This window comes from Tabrizicola sp., assembly GCF_030694085.1.
Lineage (GTDB): Bacteria > Pseudomonadota > Alphaproteobacteria > Rhodobacterales > Rhodobacteraceae > Tabrizicola.
In genome coordinates, this window is sequence record NZ_JAUXZE010000091.1 from 17139 (window position 1) to 37778 (window position 20640).

A 20640-nucleotide genomic window follows, 5' to 3' on the forward strand; every position below is an offset into this window, starting at 1 on the left:
GCGTTACTGAGCCTGGTCAGAGATTTTCCAAGCATCACGCGTGGGTTCAAGGGCGTCGGGTCCTGTGGATAAGTATCGCGACATTTTCTGTAATCTTTACAATATCTTACACCCAACTTTTAACAGGTCACTTTAGCCTTTTCGCATCATATGGTGCCATGAACGGCAGAAAGCACAAGATAGCTGCACAAGATTTGCCTTGAGTTTCTTCCCGACGGGCGTCATATCTGTAACGCGAAAACTAAGAAAACGACGTCCACTGCGTTCCTGCTGGCACCGATCGACTGCAGATCACGGGTAACGCTTAAGAGATGTCTCGAGACAGGCGAATGATGATGCACCAAGTGTTGCATGACAAGCTCAAGGCAGACGCAGGGCGGCTTTCTGAAGCCCTTGAACATATGTCGAAGCTTTTTCTGGCACCGAAGGAAGAAAAGACACTCCGCGCCTTCACAAGCGCAGAGGTCGGAGAGTTGTTGCGGGTGAGCGACGGCTATCTGCGCAAGGCGCATTTCGACGGCAGAATTCCAGAAGTCGAACAGGGACCGGGTAACAAGCGCCTTTATTCCGCCGAGAACATTCTCCAGATCCGCAACATTCTGGCTCAGAATGCAAAGGATCCGTTTCAGTTCCTTCCCGGTCGGCGACAAGGTGACAAGCTTCAGATCTGGTCAACCGTCAACTTCAAGGGCGGATCCAGCAAAACTACGACCACCGTGACTCTCGGGATGAGGCTCGCCCTGCGTGGATACCGTGTGTGTTTGGTCGATGCAGACCCTCAGGCCTCACTGACGACCTTCTTTGGATACCAGCCAGAGATCGACTTCCGTCACGGCGGCACGCTGTATGATGCAATTCGCTACAACGATGGCGAAACGTCCCGGGTGCCTATCGTGGACGTTTTGCGCAAGACCTACTTCCCGAACCTGGATCTAGTGCCCGGCGGGATCATGCTCTCGGAATTCGAAACCGAAACTCCAACTGCGCTGAGCCGTGGCGAACAACCCGTCTTCTTCAATCGGATCCGCGACTCGCTACGACAGGTTGAAGACGATTATGACATCGTTTTAATCGACTGCCCGCCTCAGCTTGGCTATCTTACGATGGCGGCGGTCTGTGCATCGACGTCGCTTCTCATGACCATCATCCCTGAGCGTGTCGACCTGGCCTCGGCCAGCCAGTTCCTGACGATGGCGTCGGGCGTGTTGGAAGTCCTGTACTCGAACGGTGGCATCGGCGCGTATGACAATTTCGCCTACCTCCTGACGCGCTTCGACACCGCTATCAGCACGCAGCAGGACTTGTCTGAATGGCTCAGGCAATTGTTGGGCGACAGTGTGATCAAGACGCCCTTCGTGAAGTCTTCGGCGGTTAGCGAGGCCGGCCTTTCGCAGAAGACAATCTTCGAAGTGGACCTCGCTACGACCAAGAACCGAAAGACTTATGAGCGAGCCCTAGAGTCGGTGATGAGCTTTTCAAATGACATTGAAAAGATGATTCAGTCAGCATGGGGTCGAGGGGGCACAAATGAAGCGTGATCTTCTTGCCAAGAGCCTAGCACAAATGGGCTCAAAGCCTTTGATTGCTGCCGAGGCCGGGTCGAAGGTGGACGAAAGCTCGCCTCGTTCCCTGAAGAGCATGTCAGACGTCCTTTCTCAGGTCTCGGCACAGGCGGCCCAGGACGTGGATGTCAATGAGATCGGCAATTCTGAAATCGCGGATCGTTTTGACGTATCAGAAGGGCTCGATGATCTGATCGAGTCCATCAGGACATCAGGACAACAGCTCCCTGCTCTGCTCCGCTATCGCCGCGGCCCTGGCCCTCGCTATGAGGTGGTTTACGGACGCCGCAGAATTGCCGCGTGCCGAGTGCTTGGGATCAAGGTCAAGGCTTATGTCAAGGAAATGGACCACCGCGAGGCTCTTGTCTCGCAAGCCCTGGAAAACTCTGCGCGCCTAGAGCGCAGCTTCATCGAACAAGCCATTTTTGCCACCAAGCTGGAGGACCAGGGCTTCACCCGGGCCGAGATCGGCGATGTGCTAGCTGTCGACAAGGGAACGCTAAGCAAGCTGATTGGCGTTGCCCGAGACGTGCCCGACGCAGTGATCTACAAAATTGGCGCCGCGCATGAAGCAGGCCGTCGCCCATGGCTGGAACTGCGTCGTCTGGTCAAAACGGAACACGCACCTTCCGACAGTTCTGTCCTCTTGCTTGTTCCTGAAGAAGGCACTGCGGCCGAGAAGCTCAGCGCTGTCATCGATGCGCTGCAGAAAGTCGCGGATGCAGAGCAGAACGCAGCGGAGTCTGCCGCTAAGGGCCCCTCTCCTGCCCCGCTCAACAAGATGCCCGCAACTTCGGTGGCTTTCAGGTCCAAAGGCCAGCGTCTTTTGATCGAAGTTTCCGACAAAAAGGAGCGCGGGTTCATCAACTTCGTGGAGGCACAGCTTGAGCGCCTCTACAAGGAGTGGAAAGAAAAATCATGAAGCCGAAACGGTTAAGTGATTGATCTTTATAGGGTTGGCCATGGTCAACCCTGTTCAAACAGACAAGAAACAATCAAAAAGGAGGCAGACGTAGCGCAAAAAGAAACCCCCCGAAGGCGGTGAAGCACTCCAGAGGGTCCCGATTTACTCGCAATCTATTGGTACCCAAAAAATCGAATCACTGCAACACCGATTTCGGTGACCGGTATCCTTTTGCTGTCTGAAAACAGATGGAACAAGAAGCAGTCACGACCATCGAGGTCGAGGCACAGCTGAGTTGTGCGCCTTCAATCTTCGATTCTTTCGCCGGTATTGGCACGATCGAACAGCAGCCAAACTTCGCACCTGTAACGCGGCGCGCGCTCATGGCGGCCGTCAACACCACAAGTCGCGCACTCGGCTTGCGACCGTCTTCAGTCGTTGTGCTTGACGCACTCTTGAGCTGCCTTCCCTGCAACGATCCGAAAACCGGGAATGACAGCCCAATCACGCCACTCACCCTGCTGACCGTGTTCGCTTGCAACGACACTTTATGTTTTCGCACGAAAGGCATAACGGACAGGCAACTTCGGCGGCACCTTGAGAAACTTGAAGCTGCAAATCTGATCCAACGGCGTGACAGCTCCAACGGCAAACGATTCCCAATTATGCGCAACGGTAAAGTCATCGGCGCGTTTGGCATCGACCTGTCGCCCCTGCTCGTACGGTCTGGCGAAATCCTTGCACTGTCTCAGAAACATCGTCAGGAAGCCGACGAACTTCGAGGCATGAAAGCCTACATCCAAAAACTGCGCGGTGAATGCCTCTCCCTTTGCCTGCAAGGCGAGGCCTTAGAGTTCGTCGAAGCTGCCCGCAACTTTATGCGTCGAACCGGAGTAACTGTACTTCAAGCAAGCAGCGTCATCAGCAGACTTAAATGCATTCTGCAGAGTAAGGTAGTCGCTCCAAGCGTACCGCATTTTGAAGAGTTGGCCACGGCCAACGATCCGGAACACGAACAACGCCAAGAACAAGCACCGTCTTCTAACTCGAACAAAACGACCGCCTCAGACGGACAAAATGTCCGGCACAAAGAGACTCAAAAATCATATACAAAAAAAGCCTTACCGCGCTCGATGACAGAGCTGTGGGCTTGCTTGACCGAAATCCCGGCCTTTTATCCAGACCACCCCACCACAGAACACGGCCTCCTACAGCTGCTATTTGAATTTGGTAAGATGCTGAGAATAGACAGCGCTCTGCTGGGTAAGGCGGTGTCTTTGCTTGGCCTGGCAGAGGCGATTCAGGTGGCAGATCAAATGGCCTGCAAGATCGACCAAGTCAAAAACCCTGATAGCTACCTTTCGAGGATCCTAGCCGGTTGCACCAAGACAAGAGTTGGCCATGGCCAACTTCGCGTTGGTACATAGATTGCCAACCTAAAACGCGCCGCCCTGCCGGTCTGGCGCGCTGTCGTTGCCACCTATGTCCAGTAGGAAAGTAAGAGAATGGTTGGTTTGAGGGTGATGGGAAGTGAGATCGGGAGAGTGGCTCCCGGCGCCCGTCGTGGAGAAAACCTGATGGCCCAAGCTGCCCAGAAGATCACCCTGTCGTCCTCGCGGGACATCCCCTTTGATAAGCTGGTGCTGAGCCAGTCCAACGTCCGACGTATCAAGGCCGGTGTGTCGGTCGAAGAGTTGGCCGAGGACATCGCCCGTCGTGGTTTGTTGCAAGGCCTGAGCGTGCGGCCCGTGTTGGATGCCGATGGCGTCGAGACCGGCAAGTTTGAGATCCCGGCTGGCGGTCGCCGCTTTCAGGCGCTGTCGTTGCTGGTGAAGCAGAAGCGATTGGCAAAGACCGCACCTGTGCCTTGTGTGTTGCGTGATGTGACATCAGATATTCTGGCCGAGGACGACTCCTTAGCTGAGAACATGCAGCGCGTTGCCTTGCACCCGCTCGATCAGTTCCGCGCCTTTGTTGCTTTGCGCGACAAGGGTCAGGGTGAGGAAGCCATCGCAGCGGCCTTCTTTGTCACCCCGCAGATCGTGAAGCAGCGGTTGAAACTTGCGTCCGTGGCCCCTGTCCTACTCGAGGTCTATGCCGAGGGTGGCATGACGCTGGAACAGCTGATGGCCTTCACGGTGAACCCGGATCACGCGCGCCAGGTGCAGGTTTGGGAAGCGGTGCAGAACTCCTGGAACAAGGAGCCCTATTCGATCCGCCGCATGTTGACCGAAACTTCTGTGCGGGCCTCGGATCGGCGTGCAGTGTTTGTCGGTATTGATGTCTATGAGGCCGCGGGCGGCGTTGTCTTGCGTGATCTCTTCCAAGGCGATGATGGCGGCTGGTTGGAGGACCCTGCCCTGCTCGACCGTTTGGTCACGGACAAGCTGCAAGCCGAGGCGCAGGCAATTGCGGCTGAGGGTTGGAAGTGGATCGAGGTGTCCACTGATCTGGCCTACGGCTACAGCCACGGTCTGCGGCGTCTGCTTGGCGATCCCTCGCCCCTGAGCGCGGATGAAGTTGCAGAGCATGCCAAGCTTCTCGCGGAGTATCACGCTCTGGAAGATGAATACTCTGGTCAGGACGAATACCCCGAGGAGATCGACACCCGGCTTGGCGAGCTGGAAGCTGCGATGGAAGCCTTCGAGCAGCGTCCGCTGATCTTCGATGTGGCCGAGGTTGGTCGCGCCGGGGTTTTCGTAACGCTGGATCGAGATGGCAACCTGGCTGTCTATCGCGGCTATGTCCGGCCGGAGGATGAGCCTCGCGAAGAGACCGTGGCCAACTTCGGCGATGAGTCGGACGCGGAAGGGCAGGGGGTTGATGTCGGTGTCTCCGCCTATCAGCTTCCCGCTGGCACGTCTGCTGCCACCGTCATCACTTCCGGGGGCCAGCCGTTCGGTGGCGGTCTTTCAGATGACGAAGATGATGGCGCATTGAAGCCTTTGCCGGAGCGTCTGATCATGGAGCTGACCGCGCATCGCACCCTCGCGTTGCGCGAGGCGATTGGGCGTTCGCCCGACGTCGCCCTGACGCTGCTGCTGATGAAGCTGGTCAATGACACCTTCCGCAGTTCCGGGGCTTCGGGCAGTTGCTTGGAGGCTTCTTTGCGCCCCGTCTACATGTCGGCTCAGGCGCCTGATCTGAAGGACAGTCCGGTGGCCAAGGCGGTGGACGATCGTCATTCTGCGTGGGAGGCCGATCTGCCGCTTGGCGACGATGCCGTGCTTTGGGACTATCTCTCGGCCCTCGATAAGGCCAGCCGTCTGGCACTGTTGGCGCATTGCCTGAGCTTAGGGATCAACGCGCTGCATGAGAAGGTGAACCCTTACGGCGCGGGCATCTCGGCCAGCGGGTTGACCCGCCGCATGGCGCAGTCGGAGATCGTGGCCCAAGCCGTCGATCTCGACATGGTCGCTGCTGGTTGGGAGCCGACGGCGGACAATTACCTGAACCGGGTTCCCAAGGCACGTATCCTTGAGGCGGTGCGTGAGGCAAAGGGGGAGGGCACCGCGCAGCTGCTCGACCATCTGAAGAAGGGTGAGATGGCGACGGAAGCCGAGCGCTTGCTCAAGGGCAGCGGTTGGTTGCCGGAGGTTCTGCGGCGCAGTGATCTTGCCGCTCTGGACGGCGATGGCGCTGCAGAAGGGCAGGGGGCTTTGAGCGAAGAACCCTTGGGCGCTGCTGACATTGACGCTGAGCTCGACTTGCCCGCCTTCCTGATGGCCGATCTTCCCGTGGAAAGCACGGCAATGATGGCTGCAGAGTGATCTGAGCCCCTGAGGGCGGGGAAACCCGCCCTCATTCACCATAAAACACAACAATATCAATATGATGAATGCGAGTGTTCGCATTCAGAATGAGGAATCATGTCCGCAAACTCAATCATCGACCAAGCGCCTTTGGGCGCGCTCATTCGCTACACTGATGGCAGTCCCAAACCGCCCGCGCGCTTCACCAAAAAGCTGGCAGCCTGGGAAAGGTCCAACGGTGTTGGCCGCCTGGTGAAGAAAGAACCGCAGCGACCCTTTCCGACCTGGACGGCCCCGGCGTCCTTCACGTTGCATGAAGGCAACTTCTCCTCGGAGGGGGTCATCCTCGTTACCATCATGCGTAGTCATTCGGCCGACAGTTCGCTGATTTTCGAAGTCATCGAGGAGCCAAAGGTGGGGCAGGTCTGCGTGCTGTTGGATTTTGGAGGCAATACCGAGCTTTTGCATCTGGCGTCGTCCGTCACAGCGGCAGAGCTTTGGATCGCCAAAGAGGGCTATCGCAACGCGCGGCTTCAAGTCGTCGGCGACGAAGTCGATAGGGCAGGGGAGGCGGGTATTGCCGCCTGAGCCTTCTCATAGACCAAGGGGGCCTGCCGCACGCGGGCCTCTCATCCAGCACCAACCTGTCCCGCGCATCTGCGCGGGGCACTAAAGGCTCCATCCCCAGTAAGGCCTCGGTCAACCAAAAGCTTGTCTACAAGGCTGGCGGGGTGAGCATCGGCGGGACAATTAGGCTCCTTGTGTCAAACTACCATCCCCCGCTTGCCAGTCCCTTCCTTGGCCCAAATCCAGTCTTCGAGATCAAGCCACAAGGGCTCGGACTACGGGGCAAGCCCGTGCCGCCGGCCGGATTCGGGGCAAGCCCGAACGCACCCGGTGATGTCAGCCCGTCTTTGGGCCTGCGGGTTCCTGTCAGCGCGGGGGATGGTCCCTCGCCTCCAAACAGGAGCCAAAACAGATGTCCCGCAAAGATGCACACGCCTTCGCCGCCAGCCTCGCCGCCACGCTCATGGTTTCGATCGTCGTCTTCCAGGCAGGGGATGGAACCTTTGGTGCCGTCCCCGCCGACGAAATCGACGGTGACGAGGTTTTGGTTGTGGCTGAGTATGATCCCTTCGCGATTATGGCCCGCTGAGGGCCATCTTCTCGGCAAGCGGCTGAGGTGCCGGGCTTTTCGCCCGGCACCCTGCCCTTTGCAGTGCACATAATCAGAGGCCTTTCAGGAAAGCCAACAGGTCATCCGATGCCTTGAACCTCTTCATGCTGATGACAGTTGGTTGAAGTCGAAGCAGAGCTTCCTCCTTCATCTTCATGTCGGCTGACAGGTAGATAAAGGTTGTCGCCGGGCTTTCGTGCCCTAGCCACAAGGCTATGACAGAGATGTCGACCCCAGACTGCAGCAGGTGCATGGCGGTTGTGTGCCGAATGATGTGCGGTGACACGACGCGGTTGCTGAGTCTCGGTTCAGCCCTACTGGCGCAAGCGACTGCGACGGCAAGTCGACGCGCGATGCTAGACCGCGTCATTGGTTGACCGAAGGTGCTGGGGAACAATGCGCTACTTGAACTCGGATCATCCAGCCGTCTGATCCACTTGCGCAGAGTTGATGCTGTCTGTTGCCACAGGGGGACGCTCCGCTGTTTGCGACCTTTTCCCTTGAGATGTGCAACAGAAGTTGGCCCAAGCACGATATCGTTCAGTGTCAAACCGGCAACTTCTGAAACGCGGGCCCCGGTGTTGTACATCAATGCCAACATTGCGCGGTCACGTTGGCCGACCCATGTTGCAGGATCCGGTGCTGCGACGATCGCATCTATCTCGGCTTTGGTCAGGAAGTCCAAGACTGGTTTGTCGCACCGCTTCGCAGGCACAGCCAAGACCTGCTCGATTGAGGCCATCGCCGCAAAGTCTTTATGAGCTGCATATTTAAGGAACGCTCGGATGGCTGCCAATCTGGCGTTTCTGCTGCGAACTGAGTTGCCCCGCTCCTTCTCCAGATGGTCCAGAAAGTCGAGCACCAGTGCTGCATTCAGGTCCTCTAAGTGAAGGTCGGTCGGACTCTTGCCAATCGTCTTCTGTGCAAATCGCAGGAGAAGCTGAAATGTGTCCCGATAGGCGGCAACCGTGTGTCGGCTAACAGCCTTCTGTTGGCCGAGGTATTCGACAAAAAACTGCTGAAGCAGATGTGGAAATGAAGGGCGCATGGCTGGGTCACGCATGATCGATGACCTCCATCTTTTGCACGCTGCGTTCGAACCTTAAGCTGGTCAGCGCCATTAATTCTGGCACCGCCTCCATGTACCAGTAGGTGCTTTTAGGCTCGGCGTGCCCGACATAGGTAGACAGAGCCAAGATGGCGTTATCGATATCAACACCGTGTTCCAACCAGAGCATCAGCCTGCGGCAGACGAAGGTGTGTCGCAGATCATGGAGTCTGACCCAAGGGTGACCGCCCCTCGGCCGAATGTCATTGCGTGCCGGCAGTCGGGTGAACGCGTGAAACGCCGTTGCGTATTCGATTGCCCGACCATCTAGGTGGCCTGTGAAAAAATGGCTTGCCTCACCTCTGTCAGCGAAATGGCGGCGGCGCGCCAGATATCGGTCCAGCGCTCGTACAGTGGTTGGATGAAGCGGAACAATCCTGCTGCCTCCGAATTTGCTCGCCCTTATTGTAAGTAGCCCGAGGCTGAGGTCGGTATCTGCGAGTCGTAACGACAATGCCTCTGATATCCGCAAGCCCGTTGCCGCGAGGAGGCCGAACATTGTTGTGTAAGTCGCCGGCCGCAAAGGCACGGTCGGCTGCAGTTTTGTTGCTTCTTCAATGATCCTCTGGATCTCTGCGCTGGTGTAAATGTGCGGCGCGAGGCGCCTTGCCGCCTGTCCGAACGGACTTCCGAACGGAAATCGTGTCGCTGGATCGATATTGGCCAAAAATCGCGATTGGCCAAAAATCGCGAGAATGGCCGGAGTGAATCGAGGCGTCTGGCCCAAGTGTAGGGGTCAGCTATCTCAGCTCCATCTCGAGCCCACCCAAGGCAAAGCTCGACAGTCATGGGCCAGGTGTGTCCACGGTCTGCTGCATACCGGGCAAAAGCAGATACCCGATTGTCAGAACTCACCCTTACGAAACCCCGGCGATATCGATCATCGAGAAAGGCAACGGCCGCTTCGATCAAGCTAAAGGGCTGGTTCATTGGATATCTCCCGGCCAGGCCAAGGAAACCGCTGTCAGCCAGGCTGTATCTAGTCTTGTGTAGATGACTGTTGTGCTGAGGCTTCTATGGCGCATCACATCAGCGATAATTGGCATTGGTGTCCCGGCGGACAGCAGCCGTGTCGCCAACGTGTGCCTCAACACATGGACCCGACTGCGATCCCAGCCAAGACGGTCATAAGCGGCCAGCATTGTGGCTTGGACAGCCCGCCGCCCGACAGGTTGTCCAACCGGCGCCGATGTTCTGACGAAGATGTTACGACAAGTCGTCGATGGACGTTCCTTTTGAACATAATTGGCGATTGCCTCGCCAGTCGGTGCGAGCAAGGGCATGACATCTGCTCTTCGCCCCTTGCGATTGGCGACACGAATGGTCCCAAGATCCCAATCGATATCATCGAGAGTTAGGCCCGCAACCTCGCTTGAGCGAAGGCCGAGGTCGATCAGACATCGTGCAATGGCAAATGCACGCCGCCGCCTTGGAAAGTCGCCGCGAAAGGCGTTCAACAGCGCAGCGACTTCTGCATCGTTTAGAACTTCTGGAAGCGCAGACGGGTTGGCACGCGCAAGCGTTGGCATGGCCCTCATCAGATGCGAGACGTCATCACCCAAGAGTTGTCGGTATCGCAGGTAACATCGGATCGACCCTGAAATCCAACGCGCGCTGCTGCTGCCCCGATTGCCATCCCCAAAGATAAAGCGCTCCAAGTCATCGGCTGAAATATTGGCTAAATCAATATCTTGATTATTGAACCGCTTACTGAGGAACCTCTTGATGGTAAGACACCGCGCCGCCCGTGTACTGTCAGCATAACCCCAGACCTGCTTCATCTTGACGTCAAAGGCCTGCAGTTCGGCGTCGATTGCTGTCGTAGGCTTTGGGACCGCGAAGCCGTGGGTCTGCATCACCCGCTCAAGCAGCTGCAGCGCAGACCGGTAATGTTTTGGATCGCTGTGTGTATGGCGCTTAGAGGTGCATGTTGGCAAATGGCTTTGCAGAAAGTCACAGATGTGCTCATGCCGGACCACCCGGATGCCGATCCCAGAGGATCGAAGCCAGTCTCCAAAATGGAAAACGGCGGCAAAGTAGCGGCCCTGAATATCCGGGACATATCGCCCTTCGATTAGGGTTTGTCGGTAGGCCGAGAATACCGGCGCAAGTAGGTTGCCCGGATCGTCCGTCAGCTTGCGCATGCATAGTCTGGTTCGCATCTTCGATCTCCTTTGTTCCAAAGATCGAAGTGAAGCCCCTGATTATGTGCACTGCCAAGGGCAGGGTGCCGGGCGAAAAGCCCGGCACCTCAGCCGCTTGCCAAGAAGATGGCCCTCAGCGGGCCATAATCGCGAAGGGATCATACTCAGCGTTATGGCGATGTCTCCATAAGGCTGAGCACGACCCGTGGGCGTAGTGCCCACGGTCTTTAATAAGGCCCGGGCTCGGCGCGAACGCGTCTCCGGGCCTTTCGCCTGTCTGCCCTCAAGAGCCTGACAGGCCCACTGCGCCGACGTCTTGTCGGCATTCCGAAATCCAAAGAAGACGGTGGCAAAAAACTGAAGCAGATAGGGCAGATGGAATGGTTGCCGCCCTCCCCAAACGGCATCGCGATGTGCCAAGATTGTGGTGTTCAGAGCCACAAAACGGAGAGGACGGCATATAATGGATACTATGATTGGCGTGGATTTGGCAAAGTCTGTCTTTCAGCTCCACGGAGCGGCGATGACCGGCGAGGTGCTGTTTCGGAAGAAGTTGACCCGATCACAGTTCCTTAAGTTCATGTCGGACCATGCTCCTGCAGTCGTTGTTATGGAAGCCTGTGGGGGAGCGCACTATTGGGCACGTGTGATGGCTGAACTTGGGCATCAAGTCCAACTGATTGCGCCTCAGTACGTGCGCCCGTTCGTGAAAAGACAAAAGAACGACGCTGCCGATGCTGAGGCGATTGTCGTTGCGGCGCAGCGACCTGAGATGCGGTTTGTCGAGCCGAAGACCGAAGAACAGCAGGCGCGCGCGGCAATTTTCCGCTCTCGCGACCGTCTTGTCCGCCAACGCACTGAACTGATCAATGCGCTGCGTGGCGTGCTCTATGAGCATGGGCATGTTTTCCCCACGGGTGCCGCGCACGTCGGGCGCATCGAGGCCTTGCTGCTTGATCCGGACAATGGGCTGCATCCCCTGGTTCTAGCGGATTGCCTCGACCTGCTGGATCAGATCTCGGAAAAATCAGGCCGTATCGAGGCCCGAACGAGGACGACGACCGCCCTGTCAGCGCAGGCGAGTGTGACGCGTAGGCTGCAGACCATACCGGGTGTGGGGCCGCTTACTGCACTGGCTGTTGAAACCTTCGCACCACCCATGGAGACCTTTGAGTCAGGTCGAGCTTTTGCGGCCTGGCTTGGAATTGTGCCGCGGCAGCATTCCTCGGGCGGCAAACAGCGGCTTGGAAAAATCTCGAAAGCGGGGCAGGGGGACATAAGGCGCCTGCTGATCATGGGCGCCATGACACGGCTCACGCCTCGAGGTCGTCGCGGTATTCCTGAGGGCAGCTGGCTGGCGCGGATGCTCGAACGAAAGCCAAAGATGTTGGTGGCGATCGCGCTGGCAAACAAAATGGCCCGGCAAATCTGGGCGCTGCTCATGAAACAAGAAGACTACCGGGAACCGGCGACGATGACTGCAGCGTGAAGTTCATGTTTCGCAGTTAAACCTGAGGCCGGCCAACGGGAGGTGTAGGAAGCCGATGACCTGAATGGGCAAATGATCGAACAGATCTGGGTCGGGGAAACCAGTGCGCCCCCATGAGTATGATAGCTCGCAGGGTAGATTTGGACCCGATCCGCTGATCTCCATACCGGCCAGCGGCTTCTGAAATGCCGCACAAAAGGCCTGATAGAAGACCGCACTCGATCACACCTCAGGAAGCGTCAAAAGCAACTTGCATCACGGGCGGCAACCATAGAAGGGGGATGAAGTTGGCTTGGTCCGCAGGGTCGTCCGGTTCGCAAGCGCTTTCACCCCGTTGCCTAGGCAAGGAAGCACGAGTTCTGCAAGAGCCAGGTCGCCTCCATCCCCGGTGCCCTCCCTTCGACTGACAGTCCCCAAAGCCTGTTCGGCCTCTGGCGCGCAACCCCGCGTCAGTCCGTGCCGTGTTGCCCCTTCGGGGCTGCCCGCACCACCCCGGCCCTGTGGAGGTTTCCGGTCGCCGTTCCGTCGCCCGTGCACGCCTCAGCCGACAGGCTTTTTCCGGGTCTTGTCGAAGGGACGGTCCCAGGGACAGAAAACACAGGAGCTTACCATGCAGAACATCGTCATCCTCGCCGGCAACATCGGTCAGAAGCCCGAAGTGCGCTCGACCCAAAACGGCACGAAGATCACCAACTTCACCCTGGTCACCTCGCGGCCGTGCCTCTCGGAAGGTCGCGTGATGCGCGACGAGAACGGCTACCGGGTCATGGACACCGAATGGCACCGCATCACATGCTTCAATGGTCTCGGCAAGACCGTCGCAGAGCACTGCGAGAAGGGCATGAAGGTCCTCGTCCACGGTCGCATCCACTATACGAAGTGGACCGACGCAACCGGCACCGACCGCTACGGCTGCGAGATCATCGCCGAGAAGGTCGACTTCCTGAGCCGCCCGAAGTCGGCCGAGAGCGAAAACCCCGAGCTGGTCGACCGCGACGACGAGATCCCGTTCTGAAAAGAACGGGGTCTCCCCCTTAGGCCCGGCGGGGAAACCCGCCGGGCTCAGTTGATCTCGGCCCATAGCTGCCGGTCATCATAGTCGGAGCCAAGGCGAACATTCGGGACTCGCGCCCAGCTACCGCGGATCCAGAAGCTACCAAAACGACATCTAGGAGCGGTTCATATTATGCACGCAACCTCAGGTGAACGTTGTCCCAGCGCAATGACGTAGCCGCTATAATATTCAGAATTCCAGAACTGTATTCTTATTGATTGGGATGCATCATGTGCGAGCCAAGGATTGACGACCCAGATTTACCACTCGTCTTGCTGTTCCGGCACTGGCCGGCAACAGTGAGCGTGTTTCTATCAAATCGCATGCTCTGTTTCGGCTGCCCAATCGTATCTTTTCACACGGTTATTGACGCCTGTGAAGAATACGGGCTGAACGAGGTTGTGTTTCGCGCTGAATTGCGCGACGCAGTTGGCGGGTGAAACTTTCCGGAACCTGCACAGACCCGTAATGCGTCGTATAGGTCAGGCGGTCTCGATCAGTGGCCGTGAGAGCTTCACCGGCGAGACTGTCAGCTTGCCCGACCGCCTCTGGCCGCGACGATCGAGATTACTACCCAGGTGGCAAGGCGAAGCCCCATGGCACCCATGGTCCGCGCCTCGTATGCCGTCCCGCTCCAGACCTTCCAGAGGAAGGTGGCGATCACGGCTGCGGTTGCCAGTGCGATGAAGATCGAGAGGCTGGCCGCCCAGCTGGTGCGATACCAAAGACCCAGACCCGCGACGACATAGGCGAAACCGGCCAGGAAGTTGAACCACAGCACGAAGGGCACAACAGCGCCCATGTCGGCCCCCCCGAACAGAGCGCGCCCGCCGGAGAAGATCGTCAGCAGCCCGAAAATGACGGCAACGATGGCGGCAGCAGTGACGGAACGAGAGCGGGTAGGCATGGCCTCCTCCTTTGTTCAGCGCTCCACGAGGCTACCATCGCGCAGATGGATCAGGCGGTCGAAGATCTTTTCGTCATGGGTGACGGCGATGATGCAGGCTTCCTGTTCGGTCGCGAGCTTCCCCTCTAGATCGAGATAGCGGATTCGAGGGTAGCACCGCGCACCTGGTCGCAGAGGGCGATGATGCGTTCCTTGAGGTCCATCATGCACGCGGCGGTCGACAGCGCATCCGCCAACCCGGCCGATGGGGCCGAGACCGAGATGGATCGCCATTTGGGCTGGATCGGGCGACCGAGGGAGGGATCAATGAGGTGGCTGGTACGCCCATCGCCGCCGAAAGTCAAGCCAAGCGGGGAAGAGGTCGCAAGGGCACGGCCTTCCAGCGGGAGTTCGCGGTCGGGCAGATGGACGGTCCAGCGGCCTTCCGGCAGGGCGCGCAGTTCTCCGGTATCGATCAGCGCACGGGTCAGACCATGGCTGGAAAGAAGTGCCGCCACCCGGTCGGCGATGTAGCCTTGCGCGATACCGTTCAGCGTCAACGCCATGCCTGGTCGCAGGCTTATCGCATCGGGCGACAGGGTAATGCCAGCCCAACCGGTCAGGCCCTTGGCCGCTGCACGTTCGGAGTCGGTCAGAGGATGCCCGCGTTGGGTTGCCTTGGCTTCGGCAGCCCACAGGGGCTGGACAGTCGGATCAAACCGCCCGTCGCTGGCCGCATGGATGGCCCCGGCAAGGCTGAGGCACTCAAGGAGTTCGAAGGGCGGCGCGGGCAGTGTGCCATCCCGGTTCAGGCGGCTGAGGTCGGACGTCGGCAGGTATATCGAGAAGATGCCTTCCAGCCGCCGGATCTCCTCCATTGCCATGGTCGCCAGGTGGGGGGCGTCGGGATGGTGCAGGCGCAGGGTCACCCTGGCCCCCAGCGCGATGCCGGTTTCGACATAGGGCCCAGTGTTTGCCAGGGCCATGGAAGGTGCAACTGCGGCGGAAATGGCGATGAAGCGGCGGCGAGTCAGCATGTCTTAGCCCTCGGGTTTGTCGGCAAGCGCCTTCAGGCGGCGCGCATAATCATCCTCGCCCGTCGCGGCTGCCGAAGGCGGTGCAGCAACGGCGCTGTCGGGGATGTCGTCCAGCGCCATCACGACGCCGCCCCGCTCGGCGGCAAAGGCCTGAGCCTCGGCGGGATCGGCGAAGGGCACAACCTCCGGCGCGCCCATGCCGCCCTCGACGCCGGAGCCCACGACGTAATGCGCGGTTCTGGCATCCGTCCAGTTGGCGACGCCCGGCGCGGCCCAAGTCGCGCCCTCGGCACCCATGTCGCTGACGTAGATCGCCAGAACCGGGTTGCTCCGTTCAGGCAGGCGCAGGTAGACGACCAGATCGCTGACCTGGCTGAAGAACAATGGCATGCCGGGCAGACCGTCGAGATGCACCTGACCTTTGGGGCCCTCATGCTCCAGAAGGTTCATCTGGCAGAAATGACCTACGGTTTCCGGGGTCAGCGGCAGCGGGTCGGTGTTCTGGGCCAGCTCTTCCTGGCAGGCAGAAAGCAACAGGGCGAAAAGAAGCGCGCGTTTCATGGGGTGACCTTTCGGAAGGCGGCAGCGGCAAGCGCCAGTGCCACGAGGGGCCAGAGCAGGACAGAGGTGAGCGACTGCCACAGGGGAATGGCGTCAGCGGCACCCGCTACCCCGGCTGCAGCGGCAGTGGCACCAGAGGCAGTGAGGTTGAAGAGGCGGAAGGCATCGGCGGGGTTGGCGATTAGCGCGATGGGAAAGGCTTCGGTCGTGAACCAGCCGCCATTGTCGGCGACGATGGCCGAAAGGAGGGCGAGGTCATAGAGGACGACCAGGCCAAGCCAGAGGCCGATGGCAAGGCCGGCTGCGCCCGAGGGGCGGCGGGACAGGGACGACAGCGCATAGCCCGCGCCAAGGAAAGTGGCCCCCAGCAGGATCGAGGACCAGCTCAGCCGGGCAAGGGCGGGAAGGCCGTCGAGGGCGTTCTCGTCGGTCCAGAAGGCGACGCTTGCGGCCAGGCCGTGGCCAAGAAGGACGGCAAGGGTCAGAATGGCAAGGTGGGCGAGGAGCTTGCCGATAAGTACCTCTTCCCGCGCAGTCGGATAGGCGAGAAGGAGGGGCAGCGTCCCGCGCTCGGCTTCGCCGGCGATGGCGTCGAAGCTCATGAGAAGGGCCAGAAGCGGAATCAGGTAGACCGACAGCGAGGTCAGCGATGCGACGATCACTGATAGGCGGTCGACGCCAAGGCCCCCCGTTGGGGCGGACCCGGCAAGCGAAAGAACCAGCGAAAAGACCGCCATGAGGACAAGCGCGATGGCGACCCAGCGGTTGCGCAGCGCGATGCGGAACTCGGTCCCGGCGGTGGACAGGATGCGGGTCATGGCTGCGGCCCCCGGCTGAAATGGGCGTAAAGGTCCTCAAGGCTGGGGGGAAGCACGTCGAGGTCGGCCACCTTGTCGCCAAGGCCAGTGATCCGGCCAAGGGTTTCCAGCTTTTCGGACTGCGGGCAAGTCAGGTGCAAAGCACCGTCAACCAGGATCGACTCCGGCAAATGGGCACAAATATCCGACGCATACCCATTTCGCGCCGTCACATGCAGCGTAACCGGCAGGTTGGCGCGGCGGCGGAGGTCAGCCAAGCTGCCCTCGGCGACAAGGCGGCCCTTGGACAGGATAAGGATCCGGTCGGTCCGCGCCTCAACCTCTGTCAAGGCATGCGACGACAAAAGGATCGAAGCACCCTGCGCGGCCAGGTCATCAAGAAGCGCATAGAACTCACGCCGGGACACGGGGTCGAGGCCGGAGGTGGGTTCGTCAAGCACCAGAAGGCGCGGATGGCCGATCAGGGTCTGGGCCAACCCCACACGCTGGCGCATGCCCTTGGAATAGGTGCCGATCCGGCGGCGGGCGGCCTGCGCAAGGCCGACTTTCTCCAGCAGGCCCATGGCGAGCGACGGGCTTTCGCCCCGCAGGCGCAGGTAGTGGCGAATCTGTTCTAGGCCCGTCAGCGCCGGATGGAACGCCGCGTTTTCGGGCAGGTAGGCCACGGCGGACCGGGCCGCGGCGGACCCGGGGGCGGCGTCGCAGATGGTGACCTGTCCGCTGGTCATCGGGATCAGGCCCAGGATGATCTTCATCAGCGTCGACTTGCCTGCGCCGTTATGGCCAAGCAAAGCCACCCGTTCGCCGGGGGCAACAGAAAGGCTGACCCCGGTCAGGGCCGCGATCTCGCCAAAGCGCTTAGTGAGATCCGAGATCGTCAACGTCGATGTCATCGAATGTGCCTTCGGTCCAGCGCCCCTCGACTTCGGCTCCAAAGGCCGCGATGTCGGACGGGACGGGAATGGTGTGGGGTTGCATCAGCGGGTGGCTGTCGGTCACCCCGCCCGGCATGATCGCCGGAAAGGAAGACTGCGACCAGCGCACCAGTTGCACGGCGGGCGAGCCAGTCAGAAGGCTCGCGGCGGGTTGGGACCACAGGATATGGTCCATCAGGTCGTTGGGGCGAAAGACGCCATCGGCGATGCCGTCGCCATTCAGGTCAAAGGCGGGATGATCGGACCAGAAGTTGCCGCGCCCCTCATAGCTCCATTCCATGAAGCGGGTGCCGACGTATTTCACCTGTTCCTGATTGCCCAGGAACGCGTTTCCGGTCAGCAGGTTACGTTCCGATCCGGCGGTGAAGTGGATGCCGATGCCGCAGCCTTCGAAGCGGTTGCCGAAGATCAGGTTCTTGTGGGCGTTGTAGATGAACAGGCATTTCTTCGTGCCGCCGCGCACCAGGTTTCCGGCCACATCGGCGCCGTTGGCAAAGTTCAGCATCACCCCGTGTTCGCGGTCGCCCAGCGACAGGTTGTCCCTTACCACCACGCGGTCCGAGAACATGATCGCGAACCCCAGGTGGTTGCCGATGCTGACGTTGCCCGACACCTCGCTGTCATGCGTGTACATGTAATGAACGCCAAAGCGCAGGTCGCGGAAGGTGTTGTTGCGGTAGGTGCCCTTCTTCGAGGCGTTGGAGAAGATCCCGTCGCGGCCCCAGCGCACCGTGTTGCCCTCGATCACCGTGCCGGGGCTGTTCCAGATATAGATGCCGTTGCCGCGTTCGTTCATCCGGTGATTCTGGCGGCCTTCGATGCTGTTGCCAGTGACCAGCGTGTCAACGCCCCCGTGCACGTCCACGCCATGCATGTTGTCGGTCAGCCGGTTGCCCTGAATCCGGGCGCGGTCGGCGCCCTTTGCGATCTTGATGCCCGAGTCGATGGCCTGGTTGTCGCTGCCCGACCCGGTGACGTGCAGGCCGGTCAGCACCACGTCAGCCGCCGTGACGGTGATCACGCTGCCCCGGCCCTGGCCCTCCACGGTGGCCAGACCGTCGCCCCGCAGCGTCAGAGGGCGGTCGATGGTGACGGGGCCAAGATAGGCCCCGCCAGAGAGGATCAGCACATCGCCGGGGTCGGCCCCGGCAATGGCTGCGGCCAGCGTGCCCGTGCCCGGCTGGACATGCACCTCCGCCGCCCAGACGGGCGCGGCAAGCAGCATGAAAAGGGCAAGGGCGCGCATCGGTCAGGCCCCCGTGGGTTCCACGAACATCCGGCCGCGCATCTCCATGTGCAGCGCGTGGCAGAACCACTGGCAATAGTACCAGTAGACCCCGGCGTTGGCCGCGGTGAAGGTGACGGACGAGGTGGCCAGCGGCCCGACCTCCATCGCGACGCCGTGGTTGCCCATGGTGAAGCCGTGGGTCAGGTCGTCGATGTCGTCCAGGTTGGTGACGATCACCGTGACCTCGTCGCCTTCCTTGACCGTGAAGCTTTCCAGCGCAAAGCTGGGCGCCTGGCTGGACATGTAGACGCGGACCTTCTTCGGGTCGTCCTTGTCGCGGATCACCGTGTCCTGCCAGTCGTCCAGGTCCACCCCGTCCGCCTCGGCCTGCCGGCGGGTTTCGGCCCACATCGGGTCGTTCCGGTCCCAGGCCGACAGCGGGTTCACCTTCGACGCGGCCACCGCAATGGCGTCATGCGGTTCGGCGAAGTTCGGGCCGTCATGCACCACCACCATCTTGTCGCCCGAGATGTCGATCAGCTGATCGTTTTCCGGCTTCAGGGGGCCGACGTTCAGGAAGCGGTCCTTGCTGAACTTGCACAGGCAGACCAGCCAGTTCGACTCGGCCTCCGACGTCTCGCCCATCACCGTCTTAAGGTGGCCGGGCTGATACTGCACGTCGACCTTGTCCTTGATCGGGTCCACCGCCTCTCCGGCATAGGCGCGGATCGCGTCCTCGATGTTCCACTTCACCACCTGGCTGTCCAGGAACAGCGAGGTATAGGCATTGCCCCGCCCGTCGAAGGCGGTGTGCAGGGGGCCAAGGCCAAGTTCGGGTTCCGCCACCACGACGCTGCGCGGGTCGACTTCGGAGTCAAAGAGGGTGTCGAATTTCGTCACGTCCAGCACGGTGACGGTGGGCGAAAGCTTGCCGCCGATGCAGAGGTGCTTCTTGTCCGGCGCCATGTTGCAGCCGTGCGGGTTGTTGGCGATCGGGATATAGCGGGTGAACTGGCTTTTCGCGTCCTTGCGGCCGTCCAGGATGCGCACGCCGTTCAGCTCCTGCCCCTCGCCCGCCGCAACGGCGGCCTCGATGGCGGCGATGTTGAAGATCACGACGTGGTCCATCTCGGAGGCGGTCATGTCGGCCAGCGTCATGCCCATTTCGCTGTTGTAGCTGGTCGAGAAGGCCCACTTGCCCTCGTAATCCGCGTCGCAGTTGTCCAGGTTGCCGGAAACCATGACCTGCCAGGCGGGCAGCATCGCTTCGGCGTCGACGGCGGTGAAGAGGTTCACATAGGTCGACACGTCCTGCATCGTCGAGCCGTCGTTGACCAGCGGCGCCTCATCCTCGCCGTTGCAGAAGATGTACTTGGTGCCGGGGAACTTTTGCGGGCGCATCCCGTGGATCGCCTTGGCGTTCGGGATTTCCAGGATCGCGTCGCATTTCATCACGTCGACGCGGACCCGGGCGACGCGGGTGTTCGCCTTGTCGTTCATGAACAGGTACTTGCCGTCATACTTGCCGTCGGTGAACGACATGTGGACGTGGTGCAGGTCGCCGTTGTCGTGGATCTTCTTGCCGTTGGCTTCCAGGTATTTCTTCGTCTTGTCGGTCATCGTGCGCTGGTGGATGCGCAGCGATTCATTGGTCTGGCCCCAGCCCGTCGCCGAGCAGCGGTTGAAGACCGGGACGCGCATCAGTTCGCGCATGGACGGGATGCCAAGGATCCGCATCTCGCCGGTCTGGCCCGAGGACCAGAAGCCGTAATGCGTATCAAGCTGGCCTGGGGGGACGCTGCCGTCACCGGCGGCCAGGGCCGCGCCGCTGGTCAGGGCAAGCGCGCCGACGCCGACAGCGCCGCCGGTCAGGGCCAGGCGACCGCCGCCGACCGCTCCGGCAAGGGCGGCGCCTCCGGCCGTCGCGCCCAAAAGCGCGCGGCGAGAGAGGCCGGATTTCTGTTCCTGTGTCATGGTCGGAACTC

19 protein-coding genes are annotated in these 20640 nt (G+C 60.2%); 9 read left to right on the forward strand and 10 right to left on the reverse strand.

The window, feature by feature from the left end; all coding sequences use genetic code 11:
• Positions 1-329 precede the first annotated feature (329 nt).
• The 6 genes from repA (at position 330) to Q8M85_RS20855 (ending at position 7374) form a co-directional block, all read left to right on the forward strand.
• Entirely contained in the window at positions 330-1538 is a 1209-nt protein-coding gene (repA, locus tag Q8M85_RS20830; protein ID WP_305548285.1) for a plasmid partitioning protein RepA, read from the forward strand.
• Complete coding sequence (repB, locus tag Q8M85_RS20835; RefSeq protein WP_305548288.1) at positions 1528-2484, forward strand: plasmid partitioning protein RepB; 957 nt, start codon at positions 1528-1530, stop codon at positions 2482-2484. The genes repA and repB overlap by 11 nt, the downstream gene beginning before the upstream one ends.
• 230 nt (positions 2485-2714) lie before the next feature.
• On the forward strand, positions 2715-3893 hold the full coding sequence (locus Q8M85_RS20840) for a helix-turn-helix domain-containing protein (protein ID WP_305548291.1): 1179 nt from the start codon (positions 2715-2717) through the stop codon (positions 3891-3893).
• A 150-nt stretch (positions 3894-4043) separates the two neighbouring features.
• Positions 4044-6236, forward strand: coding sequence for a ParB/RepB/Spo0J family partition protein (locus Q8M85_RS20845; protein ID WP_305548293.1), 2193 nt, complete (start codon positions 4044-4046; stop codon positions 6234-6236).
• A gap of 99 nt (positions 6237-6335) precedes the next feature.
• A complete protein-coding gene (locus Q8M85_RS20850) occupies positions 6336-6806 on the forward strand; it encodes a hypothetical protein (RefSeq protein ID WP_305548296.1) in 471 nt (156 codons plus the stop codon).
• 391 nt (positions 6807-7197) lie between these two features.
• A complete protein-coding gene (locus tag Q8M85_RS20855; RefSeq protein WP_288997859.1) occupies positions 7198-7374 on the forward strand; it encodes a hypothetical protein in 177 nt (58 codons plus the stop codon).
• A 73-nt stretch (positions 7375-7447) separates the two neighbouring features.
• Here Q8M85_RS20855 and Q8M85_RS20860 read toward each other — a convergent pair whose 3' ends face one another.
• From Q8M85_RS20860 to Q8M85_RS20870, 3 genes are all read right to left on the reverse strand, one after another.
• Positions 7448-8458, reverse strand: coding sequence for a tyrosine-type recombinase/integrase (locus Q8M85_RS20860; RefSeq protein ID WP_305548301.1), 1011 nt, complete (start codon positions 8456-8458; stop codon positions 7448-7450).
• On the reverse strand, positions 8451-9230 hold the full coding sequence (locus Q8M85_RS20865; RefSeq protein ID WP_305548304.1) for a tyrosine-type recombinase/integrase: 780 nt from the start codon (positions 9228-9230) through the stop codon (positions 8451-8453). Before Q8M85_RS20865 ends, Q8M85_RS20860 begins: the two co-directional genes overlap by 8 nt.
• A 199-nt stretch (positions 9231-9429) precedes the next feature.
• Positions 9430-10647, reverse strand: coding sequence for a tyrosine-type recombinase/integrase (locus Q8M85_RS20870; RefSeq protein ID WP_305548307.1), 1218 nt, complete (start codon positions 10645-10647; stop codon positions 9430-9432).
• A gap of 463 nt (positions 10648-11110) precedes the next feature.
• On the opposite strand from Q8M85_RS20870, the gene Q8M85_RS20875 reads away from it, so the two are divergent.
• From Q8M85_RS20875 to Q8M85_RS20885, 3 genes are all read left to right on the forward strand, one after another.
• Positions 11111-12136, forward strand: coding sequence for an IS110 family transposase (locus tag Q8M85_RS20875; protein WP_305548309.1), 1026 nt, complete (start codon positions 11111-11113; stop codon positions 12134-12136).
• A gap of 610 nt (positions 12137-12746) precedes the next feature.
• Entirely contained in the window at positions 12747-13151 is a 405-nt protein-coding gene (locus Q8M85_RS20880) for a single-stranded DNA-binding protein (protein WP_305548312.1), read from the forward strand.
• 269 nt (positions 13152-13420) lie between these two features.
• Positions 13421-13630 (forward strand): DUF1858 domain-containing protein, encoded by a 210-nt coding sequence (locus Q8M85_RS20885; protein WP_305548314.1) that lies wholly within the window; start codon positions 13421-13423, stop codon positions 13628-13630.
• A gap of 89 nt (positions 13631-13719) precedes the next feature.
• On the opposite strand, the gene Q8M85_RS20890 is transcribed toward Q8M85_RS20885, so the two are convergent.
• The 7 genes from Q8M85_RS20890 to nosZ all read right to left on the reverse strand — a co-directional run bounded on the left by Q8M85_RS20890 (position 13720) and on the right by nosZ (position 20629).
• Positions 13720-14097 carry a hypothetical protein gene (locus tag Q8M85_RS20890; protein ID WP_305548315.1) on the reverse strand — a complete coding sequence of 126 codons (378 nt, stop codon included), beginning with the start codon at positions 14095-14097 and terminating at the stop codon, positions 13720-13722.
• Between the two features lie 125 nt (positions 14098-14222).
• Positions 14223-15113, reverse strand: a complete 891-nt coding sequence (locus Q8M85_RS20895; protein ID WP_305548317.1) for an FAD:protein FMN transferase — start codon at positions 15111-15113, stop codon at positions 14223-14225.
• 3 nt (positions 15114-15116) lie between these two features.
• On the reverse strand, positions 15117-15674 hold the full coding sequence (locus Q8M85_RS20900) for a nitrous oxide reductase accessory protein NosL (protein WP_305548318.1): 558 nt from the start codon (positions 15672-15674) through the stop codon (positions 15117-15119).
• Complete coding sequence (locus tag Q8M85_RS20905; protein ID WP_305548319.1) at positions 15671-16492, reverse strand: ABC transporter permease; 822 nt, start codon at positions 16490-16492, stop codon at positions 15671-15673. The genes Q8M85_RS20900 and Q8M85_RS20905 overlap by 4 nt, the downstream gene beginning before the upstream one ends.
• Complete coding sequence (locus Q8M85_RS20910) at positions 16489-17385, reverse strand: ABC transporter ATP-binding protein (protein WP_305548321.1); 897 nt, start codon at positions 17383-17385, stop codon at positions 16489-16491. The genes Q8M85_RS20905 and Q8M85_RS20910 overlap by 4 nt, the downstream gene beginning before the upstream one ends.
• Entirely contained in the window at positions 17351-18673 is a 1323-nt protein-coding gene (locus Q8M85_RS20915; RefSeq protein WP_305548324.1) for a nitrous oxide reductase family maturation protein NosD, read from the reverse strand. Before Q8M85_RS20915 ends, Q8M85_RS20910 begins: the two co-directional genes overlap by 35 nt.
• A 3-nt stretch (positions 18674-18676) precedes the next feature.
• Complete coding sequence (nosZ, locus tag Q8M85_RS20920; protein ID WP_305548327.1) at positions 18677-20629, reverse strand: TAT-dependent nitrous-oxide reductase; 1953 nt, start codon at positions 20627-20629, stop codon at positions 18677-18679.
• Between the last annotated feature and the right edge of the window lie 11 nt (positions 20630-20640).

Coding starts and splice junctions, on each gene's coding strand:
- Q8M85_RS20915 (WP_305548324.1), bottom strand. CDS start 18,673: ATGCGCGCCCTTGCCCTTTTCATGCTGCTTGCCGCGCCCGTCTGGGCG.
- Q8M85_RS20895 (WP_305548317.1), bottom strand. CDS start 15,113: ATGCTGACTCGCCGCCGCTTCATCGCCATTTCCGCCGCAGTTGCACCT.
- Q8M85_RS20840 (WP_305548291.1), top strand. CDS start 2,715: ATGGAACAAGAAGCAGTCACGACCATCGAGGTCGAGGCACAGCTGAGT.
- repB (WP_305548288.1), top strand. CDS start 1,528: ATGAAGCGTGATCTTCTTGCCAAGAGCCTAGCACAAATGGGCTCAAAG.
- Q8M85_RS20855 (WP_288997859.1), top strand. CDS start 7,198: ATGTCCCGCAAAGATGCACACGCCTTCGCCGCCAGCCTCGCCGCCACG.
- Q8M85_RS20885 (WP_305548314.1), top strand. CDS start 13,421: ATGTGCGAGCCAAGGATTGACGACCCAGATTTACCACTCGTCTTGCTG.
- Q8M85_RS20870 (WP_305548307.1), bottom strand. CDS start 10,647: ATGCGCAAGCTGACGGACGATCCGGGCAACCTACTTGCGCCGGTATTC.
- Q8M85_RS20845 (WP_305548293.1), top strand. CDS start 4,044: ATGGCCCAAGCTGCCCAGAAGATCACCCTGTCGTCCTCGCGGGACATC.
- Q8M85_RS20860 (WP_305548301.1), bottom strand. CDS start 8,458: ATGCGTGACCCAGCCATGCGCCCTTCATTTCCACATCTGCTTCAGCAG.
- Q8M85_RS20905 (WP_305548319.1), bottom strand. CDS start 16,492: ATGACCCGCATCCTGTCCACCGCCGGGACCGAGTTCCGCATCGCGCTG.
- Q8M85_RS20890 (WP_305548315.1), bottom strand. CDS start 14,097: ATGCCTACCCGCTCTCGTTCCGTCACTGCTGCCGCCATCGTTGCCGTC.
- Q8M85_RS20910 (WP_305548321.1), bottom strand. CDS start 17,385: ATGACATCGACGTTGACGATCTCGGATCTCACTAAGCGCTTTGGCGAG.
- Q8M85_RS20875 (WP_305548309.1), top strand. CDS start 11,111: ATGGATACTATGATTGGCGTGGATTTGGCAAAGTCTGTCTTTCAGCTC.
- nosZ (WP_305548327.1), bottom strand. CDS start 20,629: ATGACACAGGAACAGAAATCCGGCCTCTCTCGCCGCGCGCTTTTGGGC.
- repA (WP_305548285.1), top strand. CDS start 330: ATGATGATGCACCAAGTGTTGCATGACAAGCTCAAGGCAGACGCAGGG.
- Q8M85_RS20900 (WP_305548318.1), bottom strand. CDS start 15,674: ATGAAACGCGCGCTTCTTTTCGCCCTGTTGCTTTCTGCCTGCCAGGAA.
- Q8M85_RS20850 (WP_305548296.1), top strand. CDS start 6,336: ATGTCCGCAAACTCAATCATCGACCAAGCGCCTTTGGGCGCGCTCATT.
- Q8M85_RS20880 (WP_305548312.1), top strand. CDS start 12,747: ATGCAGAACATCGTCATCCTCGCCGGCAACATCGGTCAGAAGCCCGAA.